General features: G+C 42.3%; 17 protein-coding genes, 5 tRNA genes and 2 pseudogenes. 23 read left to right on the forward strand and 1 reads right to left on the reverse strand.

Annotated features, from left to right (window positions below):
* Positions 1–107: 107 nt before the first annotated feature.
* From J5A56_RS03245 to J5A56_RS03265, 5 genes are all read left to right on the forward strand, one after another.
* The gene (locus J5A56_RS03245) at positions 108–3,464 is read left to right on the forward strand and encodes a SusC/RagA family TonB-linked outer membrane protein (RefSeq protein WP_036919804.1); all 3,357 of its coding nucleotides are present in this window, start codon (positions 108–110) and stop codon (positions 3,462–3,464) included.
* A gap of 19 nt (positions 3,465–3,483) precedes the next feature.
* Positions 3,484–5,073: a SusD family outer membrane lipoprotein NanU gene (gene nanU, locus J5A56_RS03250; RefSeq protein ID WP_021671784.1), complete on the forward strand. Its 1,590-nt coding sequence runs from the start codon at positions 3,484–3,486 to the stop codon at positions 5,071–5,073.
* A gap of 434 nt (positions 5,074–5,507) precedes the next feature.
* On the forward strand, positions 5,508–7,682 hold the full coding sequence (locus J5A56_RS03255; protein WP_021671785.1) for a TonB-dependent receptor plug domain-containing protein: 2,175 nt from the start codon (positions 5,508–5,510) through the stop codon (positions 7,680–7,682).
* Between the two features lie 135 nt (positions 7,683–7,817).
* Positions 7,818–9,065, forward strand: coding sequence for a hypothetical protein (locus tag J5A56_RS03260; RefSeq protein ID WP_021671786.1), 1,248 nt, complete (start codon positions 7,818–7,820; stop codon positions 9,063–9,065).
* A gap of 91 nt (positions 9,066–9,156) precedes the next feature.
* Entirely contained in the window at positions 9,157–9,978 is an 822-nt protein-coding gene (locus J5A56_RS03265; RefSeq protein WP_021671787.1) for a class I SAM-dependent methyltransferase, read from the forward strand.
* Positions 9,979–10,238: 260 nt separating this feature from the next.
* Here the strand turns inward: J5A56_RS03265 and J5A56_RS03270 are convergent, their stop codons facing one another.
* Complete coding sequence (locus J5A56_RS03270; RefSeq protein WP_021671788.1) at positions 10,239–11,231, reverse strand: malate dehydrogenase; 993 nt, start codon at positions 11,229–11,231, stop codon at positions 10,239–10,241.
* 299 nt (positions 11,232–11,530) lie between these two features.
* Here J5A56_RS03270 and J5A56_RS03275 point away from each other — a divergent pair, with 299 nt between their 5' ends.
* From J5A56_RS03275 to rplL, 18 genes and pseudogenes are all read left to right on the forward strand, one after another.
* A complete protein-coding gene (locus J5A56_RS03275; RefSeq protein ID WP_036919807.1) occupies positions 11,531–13,318 on the forward strand; it encodes an aminopeptidase P family protein in 1,788 nt (595 codons plus the stop codon).
* Between the two features lie 28 nt (positions 13,319–13,346).
* A pseudogene (locus J5A56_RS03280) lies at positions 13,347–13,551 on the forward strand (site-specific integrase); the annotation flags it as partial.
* Positions 13,552–13,565: 14 nt separating this feature from the next.
* A pseudogene (locus J5A56_RS03285) lies at positions 13,566–14,843 on the forward strand (PDDEXK nuclease domain-containing protein).
* A gap of 786 nt (positions 14,844–15,629) precedes the next feature.
* Positions 15,630–15,821 (forward strand): 30S ribosomal protein S21, encoded by a 192-nt coding sequence (rpsU, locus tag J5A56_RS03290; protein ID WP_009012368.1) that lies wholly within the window; start codon positions 15,630–15,632, stop codon positions 15,819–15,821.
* Positions 15,822–15,893: 72 nt separating this feature from the next.
* Entirely contained in the window at positions 15,894–16,778 is an 885-nt protein-coding gene (locus J5A56_RS03295; protein WP_081691287.1) for a tyrosine recombinase XerC, read from the forward strand.
* 22 nt (positions 16,779–16,800) lie between these two features.
* Positions 16,801–17,100: a ribosome hibernation-promoting factor, HPF/YfiA family gene (gene hpf, locus J5A56_RS03300; protein ID WP_036919810.1), complete on the forward strand. Its 300-nt coding sequence runs from the start codon at positions 16,801–16,803 to the stop codon at positions 17,098–17,100.
* Positions 17,101–17,187: 87 nt separating this feature from the next.
* Positions 17,188–17,261, forward strand: a tRNA-Thr gene (locus J5A56_RS03305).
* Between the two features lie 29 nt (positions 17,262–17,290).
* A tRNA-Tyr gene (locus J5A56_RS03310) sits at positions 17,291–17,372 on the forward strand.
* An 18-nt stretch (positions 17,373–17,390) separates the two neighbouring features.
* Positions 17,391–17,463 (forward strand) — tRNA-Gly (locus J5A56_RS03315).
* A gap of 6 nt (positions 17,464–17,469) precedes the next feature.
* Positions 17,470–17,541: transfer RNA gene (locus J5A56_RS03320), tRNA-Thr, on the forward strand.
* 62 nt (positions 17,542–17,603) lie between these two features.
* The gene (gene tuf / locus J5A56_RS03325; RefSeq protein ID WP_021671796.1) at positions 17,604–18,800 is read left to right on the forward strand and encodes an elongation factor Tu; all 1,197 of its coding nucleotides are present in this window, start codon (positions 17,604–17,606) and stop codon (positions 18,798–18,800) included.
* A gap of 61 nt (positions 18,801–18,861) precedes the next feature.
* Positions 18,862–18,934: transfer RNA gene (locus tag J5A56_RS03330), tRNA-Trp, on the forward strand.
* Positions 18,935–18,951: 17 nt separating this feature from the next.
* Entirely contained in the window at positions 18,952–19,143 is a 192-nt protein-coding gene (gene secE, locus J5A56_RS13910; RefSeq protein WP_004361442.1) for a preprotein translocase subunit SecE, read from the forward strand.
* A gap of 11 nt (positions 19,144–19,154) precedes the next feature.
* Entirely contained in the window at positions 19,155–19,703 is a 549-nt protein-coding gene (gene nusG, locus J5A56_RS03340) for a transcription termination/antitermination protein NusG (protein WP_021671797.1), read from the forward strand.
* 54 nt (positions 19,704–19,757) lie between these two features.
* Positions 19,758–20,198, forward strand: coding sequence for a 50S ribosomal protein L11 (gene rplK, locus J5A56_RS03345; protein WP_021671798.1), 441 nt, complete (start codon positions 19,758–19,760; stop codon positions 20,196–20,198).
* A gap of 21 nt (positions 20,199–20,219) precedes the next feature.
* Entirely contained in the window at positions 20,220–20,912 is a 693-nt protein-coding gene (gene rplA, locus J5A56_RS03350; protein ID WP_021671799.1) for a 50S ribosomal protein L1, read from the forward strand.
* An 18-nt stretch (positions 20,913–20,930) separates the two neighbouring features.
* Positions 20,931–21,449: a 50S ribosomal protein L10 gene (gene rplJ / locus J5A56_RS03355; RefSeq protein ID WP_021671800.1), complete on the forward strand. Its 519-nt coding sequence runs from the start codon at positions 20,931–20,933 to the stop codon at positions 21,447–21,449.
* A gap of 64 nt (positions 21,450–21,513) precedes the next feature.
* Positions 21,514–21,891, forward strand: a complete 378-nt coding sequence (rplL, locus tag J5A56_RS03360; RefSeq protein ID WP_021671801.1) for a 50S ribosomal protein L7/L12 — start codon at positions 21,514–21,516, stop codon at positions 21,889–21,891.
* The last annotated feature ends 122 nt before the right edge of the window (positions 21,892–22,013 follow it).

The following is a 22,013-nucleotide window of genomic DNA, read 5'->3' on the forward strand; positions in this document are numbered from 1 at the left end:
TGTATAATAATTTTCAACCTCTCGTGTTGCAGTAGGCTTTACTCTCTTTGTCAACTGTTTTGCGGAGGAAACTAAATAATCTTTATCTATTAAAAAGTCAGATGCGTATGATTTTACACATCAAACCAATTGGTTTTACGTTATGCATGGGTGTATCATTTTTGATGCCTACGCAAGGATTTGCAGTGTCAAAGCAGCCTGTTCAAAGCGTACAGCAATCAGGGAGATGCACAGGTGTTATCCTTGATGAACAGGGAGATCCGATTATTGGTGCCACTGTTCAAGTGAAAGGTACAAGTAATGGAACTGCTACCGATTTAGATGGTCGTTTCACGTTGTCGAATATTCCTTCTGGAAGTATTATTGTTATCAGCTACATTGGTATGGATACAAAGGAAGTGAAATGGGATGGTCAGGAAATTAAGGTGAAGTTGAAGGAGGAGCAGCATGCCCTTAACGAACTTATCGTGACGGGTTATGGTGGTCAGCAGAAGCGTGCAACGTTGACAACGGCTATCTCTAAGATGGATAATAAGGTGCTGGATGCCGCAGCTTTCTCTAATGTAGGTAGTGCCTTGCAGGGTAGTGTGACGGGTCTTCAGGTTGTCAACACCTCTGGTCAGCCTGGTACGGCTCCTTCAATCACTTTGCGTGGTGGTGCTTCTATTACAGGAAGTGCGCCAGCTTTGATTATTGTTGATGGTGTTGAGCGTACTTTGTCAGAGATTAACCCGTCTGATATTGAGTCGGTTGAAGTGTTGAAGGATGCTGCCTCAACAGCTATCTACGGTGCGAGAGCAAACGGAGGTGTAATCCTTGTTACGACGAAGCGTGCGAAGAGTGGAACTTCCAGTATCAATTATCGCATGAAGCTTGGTGTGAACTTCAAGCGTAACGACTATGACTTCATGAATGCCCGCGATTATATTTACTATAATCGAATGGGTTTCAAGCGTTATACCAATGCTATGAAAGGACACGGCAAGGCTGCTGATGTTGATGCGCAGAATGGATATTCGGGCTGGGGATACACACATTACAAGCCACGTACCGATGTGATGTATTACGATGAGACGAATGCCGAGCATAAGCGACTACTTGCTGAGGAGGGCTGGCAGCTTATGGACGACCCTTATTACGGACCAGAAGATGGTTCAAAACTTCTTTTCAAGGATTATAGCGGTCAGTTGGAGGATGCCATTTACCATAAGCAGACGCTCACACAGGACCATTATCTGAGCTTCAGTGGCGGTAACAACATGGGTTCTTTTGTAGCTTCATTGGGTTATTACAATGAAGACGGTGTTGTTCGCAATACGTCTTTCCGTCGTTTCACGGGTAGTGTGAAGGGTGACTATCAAATCAAGCCTTGGCTGAAGGTACGTGCAGGAGCGCAATATACATGGTACACAAAGCCTGACAGCTACTTCGGTTCATGGAGTTCGCTGTTCTATCGTACTCGTTCTCAGCGTCCTACATGGAATCCTTACTTGAAAGATGGTTCTCCAGCACCAGGTTGGAGCAGTTCTGATGGTAACTATCTGTATTGGAATGACAAGCTCACGACAAGCAACGGGACACGTTCAGAAACATTCAATTTGGGTTTCGATATGACTTTGATACCTAAGCATCTTACATTGACAACCAATGCTTCGGTTTATCATGTGCTTGATCAGCAGGAGAACTTCAATAAGGCTTACTATACACAGAGCAATCCTAACAACCTCAACACCACGCGCCGTTCATACGCCTATATGTTTAAGGATACGCAGATACAGCTCAATACAATATTGAATTATTTCAACACGTTTGCTGAGCATCACAATGTTGATTTCATGATGGGAGCAGAGTATTATGATTATAACTACTTCTGGATGAATGCTTCTACAAAGAATTCACCAACAGATGATATTCCTACGCTTAATGCTGGTGCTGATAAGGATGATAATCCTAAGTCCTTTACGTCACGTAACCGTATTGAGTCGCTCTTCGGACGTTTCAACTATGATTACAAACAGAAGTATCTGCTTACGTTCACCTTCCGTTATGATGGTAATTCCAAGCTGAAGGACAATCGTTGGGGCTTCTTCCCTGGTGTCTCTTTGGGTTGGAACATGATGGAAGAGGATTTCTGGAAAGAGTCTAAGCTGTCAAACTTCGTCAGCAACATCAAGCCACGTATCAGCTACGGTAGTAATGGTAACGTGAGTGGAATAGGCGACTTCTATATCTATGGTGTCTATGGTCAGCTTTCAAATTATCATGGCAACACGGCATTCTTCGACCAGTCGCTTGTGAATACAGCCTTGAAGTGGGAGCAGAGCCATACCTTCGAAGCGGGTCTTGACCTCGGTTTCTTTAAGAATCGTTTGTCGTTGATTCTCGATTACTACGTTCGTAACACAAGTAATCTGCTTCAGAGTGTGAATCTTCCCTCTTACTTAGGTTTCAGCTCAATCCAGACAAACTTGGGTAAGTTGCGCAATCAAGGATTCGAAATGGAGGTACGTGCTACTCCTATTCACTTAAAGAACAGTTTCCGTTGGGATCTCTCTTTCAATCTCTCTACTGTAAAGAATACGATTGTTCAGCTTCCTAAGAGCGACCGACCATTCAATCAGCTGCAGGGAGTTGAGGTTGCTGCGGGTAAGGTTGACGCTGATGGTAAGACACTAACCAAGTGGATAGGTGGTTATCGTGAGGGTGGAACACTCGGCGAACTCTATGGTTACAGTCAAGACCATATCTTCAAAGATTGGGATGATGTAAAGGCACATGCTAATAAGCGTATTGATAATATTGCGAAATTGTATGGTCCTGGACTTGCTGATGAGGTAAACCCACAGACAGGAGTGCTTTATAAGAACTCAACAGGATGGAAACCTATTGAGCCAGGTGATGTATGCTGGGAGGATATCAACGAAGATGGTATTATCAACTCACTTGACCGTAAGGTATTAGGTAACTCAAGACCTACTGTGACAGGTGGTTGGACAAGTACGTTAAGTTATAAGAATCTCTCATTATTTGCTCGCTTTGATTATGCTTTAGGTCATACAATCTACAATGACCTCAAGGCTCGTTCCATGGGACAATTTCAAGGACAGTTCAATCTCATTGATAATGTAAAGGATATGTGGACAGAGACCAATCCAGGTGCCAGCTATCCAGCATTCAGTTATGCTGATCAGTTGAATAAGCAGAACATCTGGCGCGAAGGCTCTAAGTTCTTTGAGAAGGCAAGCTACATGGCTCTGCGTGAGATTACGTTGAGTTATACCTTACCAAGAACATGGATTAAGACGATGAAGATGGCGAATGCCAATGTTTATGTGACAGGTCAGAACCTCTTCTATCTTACGCCTTTCGATGGTGCTTCTCCAGAGGCAATAAATGGTGGATATGACTATGGTCGTTATCCAACTCCACGCACACTTATCTTTGGATTAAACGTTACATTCTAACTAATTAAATGTTACTACGATGAAAAAGTTACTATCCTATATAACAGCTGCAGCCCTCAGCTTATCACTGACGGGTTGTATGGACATCGAGCCTGTTAGTACTATTACCGACGCAAACTACTGGAAGACTCCTGATCAGGTGCAGGCTTTCAATCAAGGACTCTGTTCTTGGATGAGAAGTTATGCTGCTGACTATATCATCTGGGGTGAGATGCGATGTAATATATATAGTGGTACCTCCTTCAGTGGTGAGGCTCCACAAGGCTACGAACGCTTGTGGAATAACACCCTTGAGAAGAGTAGTGCTGTGGTAGGCAACTACGGAGGGCTTTATACTGGTATCAATCAGATTAATCTGATGATAGATAAGGTGAATGAAGCTGGTTATTTAACAGAAGCGGAGAAGACCAGCTACCTTGGTGGTGCTTATGGCATGCGTGCCTTCTTGTATTTCCAGTTGCTTCGTACCTATGGTGATGTGATTATTTACCTTCAACATACAGAAGGAAAGACCATTGACTTGGGTAAGGTTGCTCGTAAGCAGGACGCAGCAGCTGATGTGATGAAGCAGATAAAGGCTGATATTACAGCTTCTGAGACAGCTTATAATAACAATTATAAGTTTACTAATGGTCGTACTTATTGGTCGCTTGCTGCAACCAAGATGCTCAAAGGTGAGGTATATCTGTGGAGTGGCAAACAGATGGGGGGCGGTTCTGCCGACTATCAGACAGCTCTCACTGCTTATCAAGAGGTTCAGAATAATGCCGATGTAAGTTTGCTTGACAACTTTGAGGATGTCTTCGCTTATGATAATAAGGAGAATAAAGAGATTATCTATGCGCTTCACAATCGTGAGAATGAAGCGTCTTTATGGGGAGGTCTCTATACTTCACTTGTGATGAACAAGCAGAACGTTGGTGCTTATCGTCTGCATAATGACGCTGGTCAGGCTATACAATTTAGCGAATCAAAGTATCTGAACTTACGCTTAGGAAGTGGCGTAATGCGCTTCCCACTTGACAAGCGTTTGTGGACGAAACTCTATTCAAATGATGGTGACAAGCGTAAGAAGGCTTCTTTGGCAGATGTTTATCAGGCTTCAGACGGTTCATACGTGGGTAATATCTGTAATAAGTTCCACGGAACATTGCTTGCTGGTAGCTCAGCTACATCATGGTATGATGACCAACCTATCTATCGCTATGCAGAGTGTCTGCTTGGTATTGCTGAGGCTAAGGTCTTCTTAGGTCAGGACCCATCAACAGAAATCAATCAAGTTCGTCGTCGTGCTTATGGTGCTACCTACTTTAATGCACATGCTGAGGTACAATATCCAAATGATGTTAGTACGGGAGGTAGTGCTACGCTGACCACGTTCTATACTGATAACCCATTTGTTGGTGGTGATGAGGACCCAATAGAAGCAATCCTTAAAGAGCGTCTACGTGAGTTCTTGTTCGAGGGAAAGCGTTGGCATGATATCCGTTTAGTTGATAAGGCTACAAAGTATTCAACAGCAAGTGCCGACCGCTTGTTGTGGCCTATTGATGAAACAACCAAGTCAACGAATGCTGAATTGAAACAGACTCCTGGTTACGGAGATTAATACGAAAAGAGATTATTTTTAATTTTATAGGGGAAAGATAGGGAATAAAATCTCGTCTTTCCCCTTTTCTTTTGCATATAATTAGCACAACGCTCTATCTTCGATTTGTACAATGTGATATTTATCTCTCACACAAGTTATGTGTTTGTGTCTTACTATCCGTTATAATGACTCTTATATGTCATCTTTAAGAGACGTGCTGACGCTTAGCACATGTGGTGCTCATGCTTAACACCAATGGTGCTGAGTACTAAATAATCTGCACACTTGCCTCATTCTTCTAATAGTAGACTTGCTTATTGTCAGTTGGTTTACTAACTTTTAGGTATTGCACGCTCTATAGAATATTAATACTTTTGCATCAATAGTTGAATACATATTTTTTACTTAAGACTCTATTCGTTATAACACGGAGTCTTTAAACTACAAGTTAGATGAAAAATAACAGAAAAATATTTATCTGCAAAGGGGCGTATAATACTTATTCGTTATATAGAAAGGCGATTTGTCTAACACTTTTTTCAAGTTTTTTCATGCTTAGAGGAAATTCGCAAGAGGTGAATAAGCGTGATACGACTGTTGAAATGAAAGAAGTTATGGTGACAGCACGTAGCGAAATTAGGAAGTTGAAGGAGTCGGCAATGCCCGTATCCGTTATAGGGCAGCGCCAATTACAAGGAACGGCATCAAATATTAATGACGTACTTGCACATACGGTCGGAGTCACAGTGCGAAACACGGGAGGTTTAGGCAGTGCTTCCCGAATCTCACTTCGTGGTTTGGAAGGTAAACGTATGGGTATGTATGTGGACGAAACGCCCATGTCGCAGTTGAGCAACTTTGTTACCTTAAATGATATCCCAACGAATATGATAGAACGTATTGAGGTTTATAAAGGTATTGTCCCTTATAAGTTTGGCGGTTCTGCATTAGGAGGTGCTGTTAACGTAGTAACGAAAGAATATCCGCCTGTTTATTTTGATTTCTCATACGAACTTGGCTCGTTTAACACGCATCAGGTGTCAACTGTGTTTAAACGTACGGATCAAAAAACTGGTTTACAGTTTGGTATAGGCGGTGCTTTCTCGTTTGCGAAGAACAACTACAAAATGACATTGGCAAATTTGGACAATAGAATCGTGGAAAGAGACCATGATAAGTTCAATAAAGTTATGGCTGGAATGTCTGTTAAGGCTACGAAATGGTGGTTTGATGAGATGAAATGGGAGCTCATTTTCCTGAAGACCCGACAAGAGATACAAGGAATAGATCTTGATGTGCGTGAGGCTTATAATCATTCTGTTAGTGGTGTGACGGCATTGACCCTAAAGCGTAAGAACTTCTTTTTGGATGGTCTCGACTTTGATTTTGATATAGGATATATCATTGGCAGATATGGTTTGAATGATAAAGCATCAAATCGTTATGACTGGGATGGGAATAAGCTGCCGCCTGTCTCCCCATACGGCGGAGAACAGAATAATTTTCCTTCTGATGGGCGTAACCGCTCGAATGAGCTAACATCTAAGCTTAATCTGGGTTACACGATAGATGAGCATCATGGTGTTAATCTAAATGTCTATTTCGATAGGAACTCACTTCACCCAAACGATTCTTTAATGGATAAGGCTTGGGGTTTTCGCGCAAATTTCCCAAGTAAGATGAATACGCTGACGACAGGATTGTCTTATGATTTAACGTTATTCGGAGGTCGTTTCCAGAATGCTTTTACTTTAAAGAACTTTATCTTCACATCACATTCGCGTAGTATAGATGTTTATTCTGTGCGAGAGCCAGAGCCTGTGAAGATATCAAAGTCTTATTTTGGATTCAGTGATGCACTTCGTTATAAGTTTACAAACGACTTGATGTTAAAAGCATCCTTCAATTCTGAAGTCCGCATACCTACAAGTGAGGAGCTGATAGGAAACGGATATTCCATACTTGCATCACCAGCATTGGAACCTGAACGCACGTCGGGCGTAAACGTTGGTGTACTCTATCGACATCTAAAACAGGATGATGGACTGGTTGAGATAGAGTTGAATGGATTTTATAATCAGTTGAAAGACATGATTAGATTCACTCCAGATATGATTCCTACAATGGCTCGCTATCGTAACTTTGGTAGTGTTCGTACGAGAGGTGTTGAACTTGATGTTAAAGGAGATGTCTGTTCAGTACTTTATCTTTATGCGAATGGTACTTATCAAGACCTTCGTGACGTGAGAAAGCTAACTCCAGGTACTACTGTCGAGAATCCCACCTATATGAAACGTATCCCAAACGTACCTTATCTGTTAGCAAACTTTGGAGCAGAGTTTCATAAAGAGAATCTCTTTGGAGGAAAGGAACAGAACACACGTTTCCTCTTTGATGCTTCATACGTGCATACGTATTTCTATGATTTTGAGATGAGTAAAAACCAAGATAAGAAGATTCCAGCTTCTTTGACTATGGATGCCGCTGTTGAGCATAGCTTTAAGAATGATCAGTGGATATTGACTTTTAAGATGAAGAATCTTGCTAATCGACGTGTTGTCTCAGAGTTTAACCGCCCATTGCCTGGCAGATATGTTGGAGTAAAGATTAGATATTTATTCAAATAGGATTATGGAATGTATGAAGCGGTGAACTTTCCAAGGCTCTAAAGCATGATAAAACGAAGTTCGTCAGTTTTCATGTATTGCTATTCCGCTTGATAATATGGTTCATAGATAATTTCTACAATAAATTACATAACAATGAAAAAGTTTAGTTCGTTTCTTTTTGCTGTTACTCTAACAGCTTTATTTACTGCTTGTAGCAGTAATAGTGATGATCCAACGCCTGCTCCTAAGCCAAATCCAGGTGATAAGGACTTCAATGGTGTTATTTTTGCTACGGGTATCACTAATCCGGAAGGCAATAGTGGTAATGTGTATCTACAAGCATTACCAAGTTTCTTGCCAGGTACTTATGACAATAGCAACAGTATTCCTTGTGGTTTTGGTTCTACACCTATTGTAACGGAGTCAGGGAGTGTCTATACCTTCCCTGACTATATGGGCAACACGAAAGCGGAGATTACACGTTACAAAATTAATGGTGATGGCACGTGGGTAAAGCAGGGAGCACTGTCTATTCCTGCCAGTGCTGCTGCTTGCAACATTGTGGAGGCAAGTAAGGAGAAAGCGTATGTCAGCTTGCAAGGTCTTGGTATAGTGAGGATATTTAATCCTACGACGATGACAAAGATTGCTGATATTGATCTCAATGACTTGAAGCAGAAAGAGACGAGAGTCGCACCTGCTGCTATGATTATCCGTGATGGTAAACTTTTTGTCGGATTGAATCAGATGAATGGACAGTATATGCCTACGTGTAACAACATTGAACTGGCAATGATTGATGTGAAGACTGACAAGGTTGAAAAGCATATCGTTAACACATCTATAGAAATGTGCTTCGCCACACGTCCGATAGATGCAGGTTCTATCTTTATGGATGAAAATAAGGACATTTATATCAATTGTATCGGTTCGTTCGGCTTCATCCCAGGACTTAATGGTGGTATCGTACGCATAAAGAATGGTTCGACAGACGTCGATCCCGACTACTACATCCGTCTTGACAAGACTGAGGTTGCAGATTTAACGACAAAACATGCCGACTTCCTGTCAACGATATTCTACGCCGGCAACGGAAAGGCTTACGCCTATGCTACCTCATTCGGTCTTGATCCTAACGGACTGAAGAATCCTTATGTCAGCCTTACCAATATTCCAGTTGTTATCGATCTAAAGCAGAAGACGATGGCTGTCATAAAGGGAATGGAAATTTCCAACCCGCAAGGAATAGCCATTGGTAAGCATAAGAACTTAATTGTCTTTGGAAGTGCCAATAAGAAGGCGAACGGATTTTACACCTATAACCCTGATACGAAAGAGGTGGCTGGTCCAGTCATACAGGTGAAAGGCAATCCAAGCTTCTTCCATAGCTTTGCGAAGTAAGAATGAGAGGTGTCAACAGTTGTTATCATTAAGTGTAGACAGGAAGTTTTCTGTTGTCTATTTGGTTCAATGAAATTTACATAGAAAGAAAATGGAAAAAGTTAAATCCTTATTGACGGAGATTCCTGAAACGATGCTTACTACGTTGTGGGCAAAAGCTGTAGAGGCCGATCGCCCTAATCCCTTGCTGCGTGATGAGAAAGCAAAGGAAATCATCGGACAGATTGACTATGATTTTTCTAAGTTTAAGAAAGCCAAGTTCTCACAGTTAGGCTGCTGCATTCGTGCTAAACTGATAGATAATGAGGCACGACAGTTCCTTGCCCAGCATCCCGATGCAGTGGTAATACAGTTGGGAGCAGGGTTGGATGCACGTTACGAGCGGCTGGGAAGACCAGAAGTGACGCACTGGTTCGACCTTGATCTCAAAGAAGCTATTGACTTGCGCCGTCGCTTCCTTATGGAAACGGAACGCAACACTTATTTGGCTGAATCCATGTTTGATGAGGACTGGCTGGACAAAGTGAGAGCGTATAGTAAGTCGCCTGTACTAATTATCCTTGAAGGAGTGCTGATGTATTTCCCTGAGGAAAGAGTGCGAGAACTATTCCGCAATATCTGTGACAAACTCCCCTCAGCTACCATTTTGTTTGATATGCTCGCTTTTGTGTTTGTTGGACGAGAGAAGAAACATGATATGCTGCAGAAGATGGACAAAGGTGTTGAGTTCAAGTGGTCACTACTCAATACAAAGGAGATGGAGAAATGGAACAGTCGATTGCACGTGAGGAAGGAGTATTTTATGAGTGAGTACGATGAAGGGCGAGCCCCGTTCATTTTCCATCTGCTCTTTCGCATTCCTTATTTCCATCGCCGCTTCAATCAGCGTATTGTTAGGATTGAGATAGAATAGTTCCGTCTCCTGTTTCTGCCCGTTAGTTGCAGAAGACAGGTAGAACTGTTCGAAAGTATTTCGAGATAACCTACGAACGTTTAAAAAAGTCCCTAAGCTTTCCTTGAAAAGCTCTTAAGCTTTCTTTGAAAAGCTCCTAAGCTTTTTGGGGGAGACCTTTGAGTTCCTTACACGTTTTATCTGTCCAATAAGAAAGGCAACTGACTATAAATGTCAGTTGCCTTTCTTTAATAATATCTGCTGTCAACTCGTCAACTTGCTTACAAATTCGCGTTGTCCTTCTTCCAATCAGCAACAGCTGGGATGATGTTGAGACCGATAATTTCGTCACGCATCTTGCAGAGGTGCTCGTAAGAAGCCTGGAGAGAAGCCATCTCCTCTGGAGTACCTGTTGGCTCAGCGTAGTGAACACCAGTAGCGTCAATTGTTGTAGGCATAGCCATCATAACGTTCTTGAAGCCGAGCTTCTCATCGTTAACGTAGCAACCTGCTGGCAAAGTGAACTTCTCACCACCCATTGCAGCCTCAATCATCTTAACAGCATTGTAAGCTGGGCTCTGGAATGAGCTACGACCACGAAGCTTGATGATGTTAGAACCGCCCTGTACAGTGTGATGCTTAATCTCTTCCCAACGCTCTGCAGAAAGACCCATCTCTGCCAATGGCTTGCCATCAATCTTAACCTTAGAAGCGAATACAGCCATCTGCTCACCGTGACCACCATATGTGTGTGCACCAGTAACCTTATCCTGCTGTACGCCAAACTCGTGAGCCAATGCCTGCTGCAAACGAGTAGAGTCAAGTGCAGCGAGTGATGTGAGCTGATTTGGTTTCAAACCAGAGTGAATAAGAGCTGTCAATGCTGTAACGTCAGCTGGGTTGAAGATAACAACAACGTGCTTAACGTCTGGGCAGTACTTCTTGATGTTCTCACCGAAGTCAGCTGCAATCTTGCAGTTACCCTTCAACAAGTCCTCACGTGTCATACCCTCCTTACGTGGCGCACCACCAGAAGAGATGATGTACTTAGCACCAGTGAATGCCTCTGCTGGGTCAACGGTGTAAGAGAGGTTAGCACCAGGGAAAGCGCACTGCTCCATCTCGTCGAATACACCATGAACGCCTGGCTCATAGATGTCGTAAAGACAGATGTTAGGAGTAAGACCGAGTGTGAGAACGGTCTGAACCATGTTTGAACCAATCATACCGCCTGCACCGACGATAACGAGTTTCTCGTTTGTTAAATAATTCATAATAGATATTTCATTAAAAGTTAAATTCCCTTTTCTTATAGATATGGCAAAGATACGAAAAAAATGACTATGTAAGAAAGATATTTTTGATTAAATGTGTTATTAATTATAAAAAGTAGAGGCTTTGCAAAGTCGGTCTATCAAATCAATTAATTCTTGTCAACTTGACTTGGAAGTTCTAATTTAATTGTTTAACTTAGCAGCGAAATCATGGGAACTTTTACAAAGGAGTAGAAGCTCTTTAGATGTCGATTGTGATGTGAATGATCTTACTATTATTGAACCTTAAAAACAACGATATGATACATACTATTAATGAACGCGTTGAGAGACTTCGCTCATGGATGAAAGAGAATGGAATCTCAGCTTTTGTTTTTCCAAGTAGTGACCCACATAATAGTGAGTATGTAGCTGATCATTGGAAGAGTCGTGAATGGATTTCGGGCTTTAGCGGTTCGGCAGGGACGGCTGTTGTTACGTTAGAGCATGCTGCGTTATGGACCGATTCGCGTTATTTCATAGCAGCTGAAAAGGAACTGAAAGGTACTGATTTCCAGTTGATGAAACTTCGTGTAGAGGGTACTCCTTCTATTTCAGAATGGCTTGTACGTGAACTATCGAACTATCAGAAAGCAGTGGTAGGTGTGGATGGAAATGTAAATTCTTTTGCAGAAGTGTCTTTGATGGAACGTGAGTTGGCATCAAAAGGAAATATTACTGTGCGAACAGATGCTGACCCCATGGCTGAACTCTGGACGGATAGACCTGTGATACCTGATAATAAGGTTTCTCTTCATCCGTTGGAATATTCTGGTGAGTCAACTTCGAGTAAGATAAGTAGGATACGCAAACAGCTTGCTGATAGTGGTGCTGATGGCTTGTTGGTAACGGCACTTGATGAAATTGCATGGGTATTGAACCTGCGTGGTAGTGATGTACATTGTAATCCTGTTTTTGTATCTTATCTGTTGATTTCTCCCGAAAAAGTTGTCTTATATATAAATAATGTAAAGCTGTTAGCTGAGGTTAAAGACTATCTTACTTCAGAACAGATAGCGGTTGATGCTTACGAAGCTGTTGTTGATGGACTTCGTTCTTATGAAGGTAAATCCCTGTTGGTTGATATGTCTTCTACAAACTATTCGTTGGCGACAGCGGTGACAACAGAGAAATTGTGTGAAGGCGTTTCACCGATTGCCAGTATGAAGGCTATAAAGAACGAGTCAGAGCAAGAAGGCTTCCGTGCAGCAATGTTGCGCGATGGTGTTGCGGTGGTAAAGTTTCTTGCATGGTTGAAGCCTGCTGTGGAAGCAGGAGGACAAACTGAAATCTCACTCGATGAGCGTTTGACAGCGTTACGTGCTGAACAACCAAAGTTTAAAGGTATTTCTTTTGACACGATAGTAGGCTATGAGGCACATGGTGCGATTGTTCATTATGAAGCTACACCAGAAACAGATATCCCTATTGAACCGCATGGATTAGTACTCATAGATAGTGGAGCACAGTACTTAGATGGTACGACGGATATCACGCGAACCATTGCCTTGGGCGAAATAACTGAGGAACAGCAACGAGTTTATACGCTGGTGTTAAAAGGACATATTCAACTCGATATGTGCCGTTTCCCTGCAGGTGCGTGTGGTTCACAGCTTGATGCAATAGCACGTGTGCCGATGTGGCGTAAAGGTTATAACTATATGCACGGAACAGGGCATGGGGTAGGGAGTTACTTAAATGTACACGAAGGTCCTCACCAAATACGTATGGAATGGAGACCTGCTCCGTTGCAGGCAGGGATGACCGTTACTAACGAGCCTGGTATTTATTTGGAAGGAAAGTTTGGAGTGCGTATTGAAAACACCTTGCTCATAGTTCCTGCCGAGACAACGCCCTTTGGTGACTTCCTTAAGTTTGAAACACTTACCCTTGCGCCAATTGATACAACTCCGATAGTGTTTGACATGCTGAGTGAAGAGGAACGTGAGTGGCTTAATAACTATCATCATCGTGTTTATGAAAGATTGAAGCCTTATTTAACCGCGGTTGAACAGGAATGGCTTAGAAAGGCAACTCTGCCAATTTAGTCCTCGAGTAATTCTGTTAAGCGTTTGTTACAAAGGTGATGAGCGCATAGACGATGTTACGCCTAAATATGCCTTGTCGGGGCGCAGAACGTTTATTTGCAACACTCTCGCTTTGGGTATTCCTCCGCAGGTGGTGATGAACTGGACAGGGACAGCGACTACAAGGCAATGAAGCCTTATATTGACATGCCGATGACATCAAGGCAAATGCTATGAGTAAGTTCAATAAATGATAATAGATTTCACAATGAGTGACGATATAAAGAGCACAGATAAACAGGATTTATTGCCCATAGTACGTGCCATTGGCTCTGATTTAGAGCAGACCCAAGTGCGCGTGATTGCTTCAGCTAATGCTGATATGCTCTTCCATTATTGGAAAGTAGGGCATTTCATTCTCTACCTCCAAAAGAAAGAAGGTTGGGGAAGCAAAGTCATTGACAACCTTTCCAAGGCTATACGTTCTAAATATCCAGAAAAGAAAGGCTATTCTCGCAGAAACATCTTCTATATGTGCCAATTCGCCAGTGCTTATTCGTTGGAGGTGCTGAAAGAAATTAATAAAGTAGATGGCTTGCTCACAACTCCTACGGTAGAGAATGTTTTGAGCTTGACAAATGAACTCAATCAAATTGTGCAACAACCTGTTGCACTAATTCAAGCCTCAGATAATCAGTCGGATATAATTACGCAAGAACCTGTTGCACAATTGGGGCAAGTCTCTGAAACACTATCAGCTATCTACCACAGCGACATCAGTCAGATAGAGGAAATCTTCAAACACTCAGCCATTGTTCGCACCAATTGGGCAAGTCATGTAATTTTGCTTAACAGCAAGTTGCCTTTGGGTGAACGCTTTTGGTATATTACTCAAGCGGTTGCCAATGGGTGGAGCAGCAATGTTCTGCAAATGCAGATTGAAACAAATCTTTTTGCTCGGCAGATTACCGCAAAGAAAGTGAGTAACTTCTCGGCACGATTACCCAAACCGCAAAGCGATCTTGTCAACTATCTGATGAAAGACCCTTACATCTTTGATATGATGGGACAAACAGATAAAATGGCAGAACGAGACATTGAAAAGTAATTGGTTTCTCACATCACCAAATATCTTTTGGAAATGGGGAATGGCTTTGCGTTTGTGGCACAGCAGAAGCATTTTGAAGTGGGTGATTCTGATTTTTATGCCGACCTTATTCTCTATAATATCTAACTACACGCATACGTAGTTATCGAACTTAAAGCGACACCTTTCAAACCCGAATATATGGGGCAACTGAACTTCTACATCAATGTAGTGGACGATACCCTTCGTGGCGAACATGACAACAAGACTATCGGCTTGCTTCTCTGCAATGGCGGTGACAAAGTAGTCGCGCAATATGCTCTCTCTGGCTACGACCAGCCAATCGGTGTCAGTGATTATCAGCTAACAAAGGCTATCCCAGATAATCTGAAGTCTGCCTTACCTACAATTGAAGAAGTCGAGGAAGAACTAACTAAGATTATAGAGCAAGATAAATGACGGCTCTATAACGTTCTGTGTGGGTTGTCTGACGCGATTAGAATAATATCTACTGTATTCATAGAAAGAAGTTATTTGTTCATTTTAGTTTTAGCGTTTTACCCTTTTACCCTTTAGCCAACGGAATAGGATGTTTTAAGGTCTTAATTCATACTATGTTTGTGAATGTTTACCATCATTTGCTGTTGTGCTGGTAATCTGCACGTATGGTGCGGAGGGTTAACACCACATGTGCGGAGGGCTAAATTCACTATGATATAAAGATGACAGGGGATGAGTTGTGAGCAAAACGTTGTAATACTGAGAATAAAAAGGAGGTGTGTAGAAGCTTTTTTAGTTCAAACTCCTTTATATTTGTAGATTAATCTATCTTCATCTGTTCAGTCATAAAGCCTTTAAACATAGGAACGCTGACAAGGAAAAAACTATTTACTCACACGATTCGTTATAGAGCCTTTTTTAAGTTTTATTTTTTATACGGACATAACAGCTGAATGAACTGGACGTTTTGAGCCGAAGAGAGTCCGAAAGGTGACAAAACAGAAGCCATGATTTAATGATTTGAATTCGGGGTAATTAATAGAACTCACCTTAACGGAAGCCCCCAAAGTCATGCGCTAAATACATATATATCATTTTTCTAATACCCCCTTTAATTGACAATAAAGTAGGAAAAAACCGCAAATGTTTGGAAGTTAGGAGAATAAAGTGTAACTTTGCAGACGCAAAAGTGGTGTCATGCCCTTTCGCATACGTTTAATTAATAAATAATTTAAAACAAAAAGCATGATTATTGTACCAGTAAAGGACGGTGAGAACATCGAGCGCGCGCTCAAGAAGTTCAAGAGAAAGTTTGAGAAGACAGGTGTTGTTAAGGAGCTTCGTGCTCGTCAGCAGTTTGACAAGCCATCTGTTAAGAAGCGCCTGAAGATGGAACGTGCCGTTTACGTACAGCATCTTCGCGACGCAGAAGAGTAAAAATCTTCTTTAAAAATTTGGCGGTTCGGATTAATTTCCGTAATTTCGTTGCCATATAAATGATTTGACAATGTGCCGATGGTAGAGAAGTTCTTAGATTACATTAAGTTTGAAAGGAATTATTCCCCGATGACGGTAATCAACTATCGCAGGGACTTGATAGAGTTTGAGCGATTTTATAAGGAACTTGATTGTCAACTCTCTTGGGAGTCTGTGGACTCTGACGTTGTTAGAAGTTGGATGGAGTATATGATGGACAGAGGCAACTCTGCATCGTCAGTCAATAGAAGGCTCAGTGCGCTGAGGTCTTTTTATCGATTTGCACTTCGTCGTAGTCTTGTTGATAAAGACCCTGTTCATGGTCTGCAAGGTCCAAAAAAGCAAAAGCCACTCCCCCAGTTTCTCAAAGAAACGGAGATGGAAAGGCTGTTGGATTCGAAGATGTGGACAGATAGTTATAAGGATGTACTTGAACGTACAATCATTATAACATTCTACGAGACGGGCATTCGTCTGTCAGAATTGACAGGTCTTGATGATAAAGATATCGACAATGTCACTTGTGAAATCAAAGTAACAGGCAAGAGAAATAAGCAACGAATTATTCCCTTTGGTAAGGAACTCGCTGAAGTGTTTGCACAGTATCAAGAGGTACGTAACACGACAGCAAAAGGTGATTCCACAGCCTTCTTTCAAACAGAGAAGGGCAAAAGGATGACGAATGCACAGGTAAGAAGTTTGGTTAAGAAGAACCTAACGAAAGTGTCAACGCTGAAAAAACGTTCGCCACACGTTCTTCGCCATACATTTGCCACGGCAATGCTCAATCATGAAGCAGGACTGGAAAGTGTAAAAAAACTGCTTGGTCATGAGAGTCTGTCAACGACAGAGATATATACTCATACGACCTTTGAACAGTTGAAGAAAGTCTATAAAAATGCCCACCCGAGGGCTTAACCTTTAAAAAATGGAGGTACCTATGGAAATTAAGATTCAGTCGATACACTTCGACACAACCGAGAAGTTACAAGCCTTTATCACCAAAAAGGTAGAAAAATTAGAAAAGTCTTACGAAGACATTCAGAAAGTAGAGGTGCAATTGAAGGTAGAGAAACCTGCTACAGCATTAAATAAAACCACAAGTTTGTCAGTAGTAGTTCCTGGTAATACCTTGTTTGTGGAGAAAACTTGTGATACCTTTGAAGAAGGAATTGATCAATGTTTAGATGCGATGAAGGTTCAGCTCACCAAGTTTAAGGAAAAACAAAGAAAGCATTAAAAAATCTCTGAAATATTTTGGAGATTAAAATAAAAGTCTTACCTTTGCAGCCGTTTTACGACAAGTAGCCATCGGCTGCAAAGTAATGCCTCTTTAGCTCAGTTGGCCAGAGCACGTGATTTGTAATCTCGGGGTCGTTGGTTCGAATCCGACAAGAGGCTCTCCTTGAAAGGAGGAGACATTTGCTGACGGGTAGTTTCCAGAGTGGCCAAATGGGGCAGACTGTAAATCTGCTGCTTCTTGCTTCGGTGGTTCGAATCCATCACTACCCACCTCAGAAAATGTAATTTGCGGAAATAGCTCAGTTGATAGAGCACTAGCCTTCCAAGCTGGGGGTCGCGGGTTTGAGCCCCGTTTTCCGCTCTCTTCGCTGTAATAGCTCAGTGGTAGAGCACTTCCTTGGTAAGGAAGAGGTCCTGAGTTCAACTCTCAGTTACAGCTCTGCTATTATTAGCGTAACTAAAATCACAGATTATTCATTTAATATTAAATAAGGAAAAGCTATGGCTAAAGAAGAATTCGTGCGCACCAAACCGCATGTAAACATTGGTACTATCGGTCACGTTGACCACGGTAAGACCACTCTTACTGCAGCAATCTCAAAGGTTCTTCACGAGAAGGGCTTCGGTTCAGAGGATGTTAAGTCTTTCGATCAGATTGATAATGCTCCTGAGGAGAAAGAGCGTGGTATTACCATTAACTCTGCACATATTGAGTACGAAACAGCTAAACGTCACTACGCACACGTAGACTGTCCAGGTCACGCCGACTATGTGAAGAACATGGTTACTGGTGCTGCTCAGATGGACGGTGCTATCTTGGTTGTAGCTGCTACTGATGGTCCTATGCCTCAGACTCGTGAGCACGTATTGCTCGCTCGTCAGGTAAACGTACCTCGCTTGGTTGTATTCTTGAACAAGTGTGATATGGTTGACGATGAGGAAATGCTTGACCTCGTTGAGATGGAGGTTCATGAGATTCTCGAGCAGTACGGTTATGAGGAGGATACTCCAATCGTCCGTGGTTCTGCACTCGGTGCTTTGAACGGTGTTGAGAAGTGGGTTAACTCTGTAATGGAACTCATGGATACTGTTGATACTTGGATTGAAGAGCCAGAGCGTGAGATTGACAAGCCTTTCTTGATGCCTGTTGAGGACGTATTCTCAATCACAGGTCGTGGTACTGTTGCTACAGGTCGTATCGAGACTGGTGTTTGTAAGGTAGGTGATGAGGTTCAGTTGCTCGGTCTCGGTGAGGACAAGAAGTCTGTTATCACTGGTGTTGAGATGTTCCGTAAGAACCTTCCAACAGGTCAGGCTGGTGACAACGTAGGTCTTCTCCTCCGTGGTATCGATAAGGCTGAGGTTAAGCGTGGTATGGTAGTCGTACACCCAGGTGCTATCACTCCTCACGATCACTTCAAGGCTTCTATCTATGTATTGAAGAAGGAAGAGGGTGGTCGTCATACTCCATTCGGTAACAAGTATCGTCCACAGTTCTACCTCCGTACAATGGACTGTACAGGTGAAATCAAGCTCCCAGAGGGCGTTGAGATGGTTATGCCAGGTGACAACGTTGAGATTGAGGTTGAATTGATTTACAAGGTTGCTTTGAACGAGGGTCTCCGTTTCGCTATCCGTGAGGGTGGTCGTACAGTAGGTTCAGGTCAGATCACAGCACTCCTTGAGGATGTTAAGTAATCGATAATTAAAGATTACACTATATTAGTTCCCGATTCTTTCGGGAGTCGGGAACTAACTTACGGGTTTAGCTCAGTTGGTAGAGCACTGGTCTCCAAAACCAGGTGTCGAGGGTTCGAGTCCTTCAACCCGTGCAATAAGAGAAGATTTTATGTTTAATAAGATAGTTAATTATTGCAAGGCTTGCTACGACGAACTTGCGCATAAAACTACATGGCCATCACGCGCCCAGCTAACACATAGTGCAATGGTAGTTATTTCTGCTTCCGTTATCATTGCATTGGTAGTGTTCGCTATGGACTCAGTGTTCCAACGCGTAATGGAATTTGTATATCCAAGATAATTCATTAGGAAATGGCAGATACAGAAAAGAAATGGTATGTTCTTCGTGCTGTCAGTGGCAAAGAGGCAAAGGTAAAAGAATATATCGATGCTCAATTGCGTCTGAACGAAAAACTTGCTGAGCGTGTTTTCGAGGTTTTATTGCCTATGGAAAAACACGCTACTGTGCGTAAAGATGGGAAGCGCGTTGTCAAGGAGAAATTAAGTCTTCCTGGTTATGTGCTTGTCCAAGCCAATATGTCGGCTGACGTAGCTTCTACATTACGCTTCATGCCTAATGTTTTAGGATTCCTCGGAGGTATGTCTGATCCTTCACCTGTCCGCCAAGCAGATATAAATCGTCTGTTGGGTAACGTGGAAGGTACTGAGCTTGATGAAGTTCAGAATATACCATACATGGTAGGTGAAACAGTTCAGGTTACTGATGGTCCTTTCAGCGGTTTCCATGGTATCATTGAAGAGGTGAATGCCGAGAAGCATAAGTTGAAGGTGATGGTGATGATCTTTGGTCGTCAGAATCCATTGGAGCTGAGTTTTATGCAAGTCGCAAAAGAAGAATAGTGTTGTTACGGATACTATTCGACTATAGTTTAATTTTTAATATTAACAAAAGAAATGGCTAAAGAAGTAGCTGGATTAATCAAATTACAGATTAAAGGTGGCGCTGCAAATCCTTCCCCTCCAGTAGGTCCTGCATTGGGTTCTAAGGGTATTAATATTATGGGGTTCTGCAAGGAGTTCAATGCCCGTACCCAGGACAAGGCTGGTAAAGTTCTTCCAGTCGTAATTACCTACTACAACGATAAGTCTTTTAGCTTTGTCATTAAGACTCCTCCTGCAGCTGTACAGCTTATGGAAGTTGCTAAAGTTAAGGGCGGATCAGGTGAGCCAAACCGCAAGAAGGTTGGATCCGTAACTTGGGAGCAGGTAAGAGCTATCGCAGAAGATAAAATGCCAGACCTCAACTGTTTCACAGTAGAGAGTGCAATGAAGCTTATTGCAGGTACAGCTCGTAGTATGGGTATCACTGTAAAAGGGGACTTCCCTGGTAAATAATTTTAAACTTCAAAAGTAAAAATGAGTAAACTGACAAAAAATCAGAAATCAGTAGCTGAGAAGGTTGAAGCAGGGAAGGCATATTCATTGGAAGAGGCATCAAAGTTGGTAAAGGAAATTACTACAACAAAGTTTGACGCTTCGGTAGATGTTGATGTACGTCTCGGTGTTGACCCTCGTAAGGCTAACCAGATGGTTCGTGGCGTTGTGTCACTTCCACATGGTACTGGTAAGGTCACACGTGTGCTCTGTCTCTGTACACCTGATCAGGAGGCTGCCGCTAAGGAAGCTGGTGCTGATTACGTTGGTCTCGACGAATACGTTGAAAAGATCAAGGGCGGATGGACTGATATTGATGTTATTATCACTATGCCATCATGCATGGGTAAGTTAGGTCCTTTGGGTCGTGTACTCGGTCCTCGTGGATTGATGCCAAACCCAAAGAGTGGTACTGTGACTATGGATGTTGCTAAGGCAGTAAAGGATGTTAAGCAGGGTAAGATTGACTTTAAGGTTGATAAGGCTGGTATTATCCACACCTCAATCGGTAAGGTTAGTATGACTGCTGAGCAGATTTATGGTAACGCTAAGGAGTTTATCTCTACTGTTATCAAGCTGAAGCCTGCTGCTGCTAAAGGTACATATATCAAGAGTATCTTTATTTCAAGCACAATGAGTAAGGGTGTCAAGATTGATCCTAAATCAGTTGAATAACTCTAAAAGTTTTGTACAATGAAGAAAGAAGTAAAAGATACAATTATCGCTGAACTCGGTGAGAAGTTAAAGAACTATCCTCATTTCTATTTGGTTGATGTAACTGGATTGAATGCTGAGGCTACAAGTTCTCTTCGCCGTAAGTGTTTCAAGAGCGAAATCAATATGGTTGTTGTGAAGAATAACCTTCTTCACAAGGCTTTTGAAGCTTCAGATGTAGATTTTGAACCACTGTATGGTTCTTTGAAGGGTAATACAGCAGTTATGTTCACTCAGACTGCTAACGTACCAGCAAAGTTGTTGAAAGAGTATAAGAAGGAAGGTATTCCTGCTCTTAAAGCAGCTTACGCAGAGGAATCTCTGTTCGTTGGTGCTGACAAACTCGAAGAACTTTCAGCTCTCAAGAGCAAGAACGAGCTCATCGCAGATGTTGTGGCATTGCTGCAGTCTCCTGCAAAGAACGTTGTTTCTGCTCTCCAGTCAGGCGCTGGCACCATCCACGGTGTGCTTAAGACTTTAGGCGAGCGTCCTGAGTAAAAAATCTAATAAAGTCAAAAAGGTATATTATTTTTAGAACAAAAAATTAAAAATTTAGAATAAAATGGCAGACGTAAAAGCTATTGCAGAAGAGTTAGTAAATCTTACTGTTAAGGAAGTAAATGAGTTGGCAACTGTCCTCAAGGACGAGTATGGTATTGAGCCTGCAGCTGCAGCTGTTGCTGTTGCTGGTCCTGCTGCAGCTGCTGCAGGTGGCGCAGCTGAGGAGAAGACAGATTTTGATGTAGTTCTCGTTGACGCTGGTGCTAACAAGCTCAAGGTTGTTAAGGCTGTTAAGGAGGCTTGTGGTCTCGGTTTGAAAGAGGCTAAGGATCTCGTAGACGGTGCACCTTCTACTTTGAAGGAGGGCATGGCTAAGGCTGAGGCAGAGAACTTGAAGGCTGCTATTGAGGCTGAGGGTGCTAAGGTTGAGTTGAAGTAATTTTACTTCTCTCCCTTACATAAATAAAAATTATGGTTAGGATTTACCAAGTAGGTGAGTCCTAACCTTTTTGTGTCTTTTGACATATTTAGGGAACTTTTCCCTCTTTTAGTCCGCCGCTG

This window comes from Prevotella melaninogenica (assembly GCF_018128065.1).
Taxonomy (GTDB): Bacteria; Bacteroidota; Bacteroidia; order Bacteroidales; family Bacteroidaceae; genus Prevotella.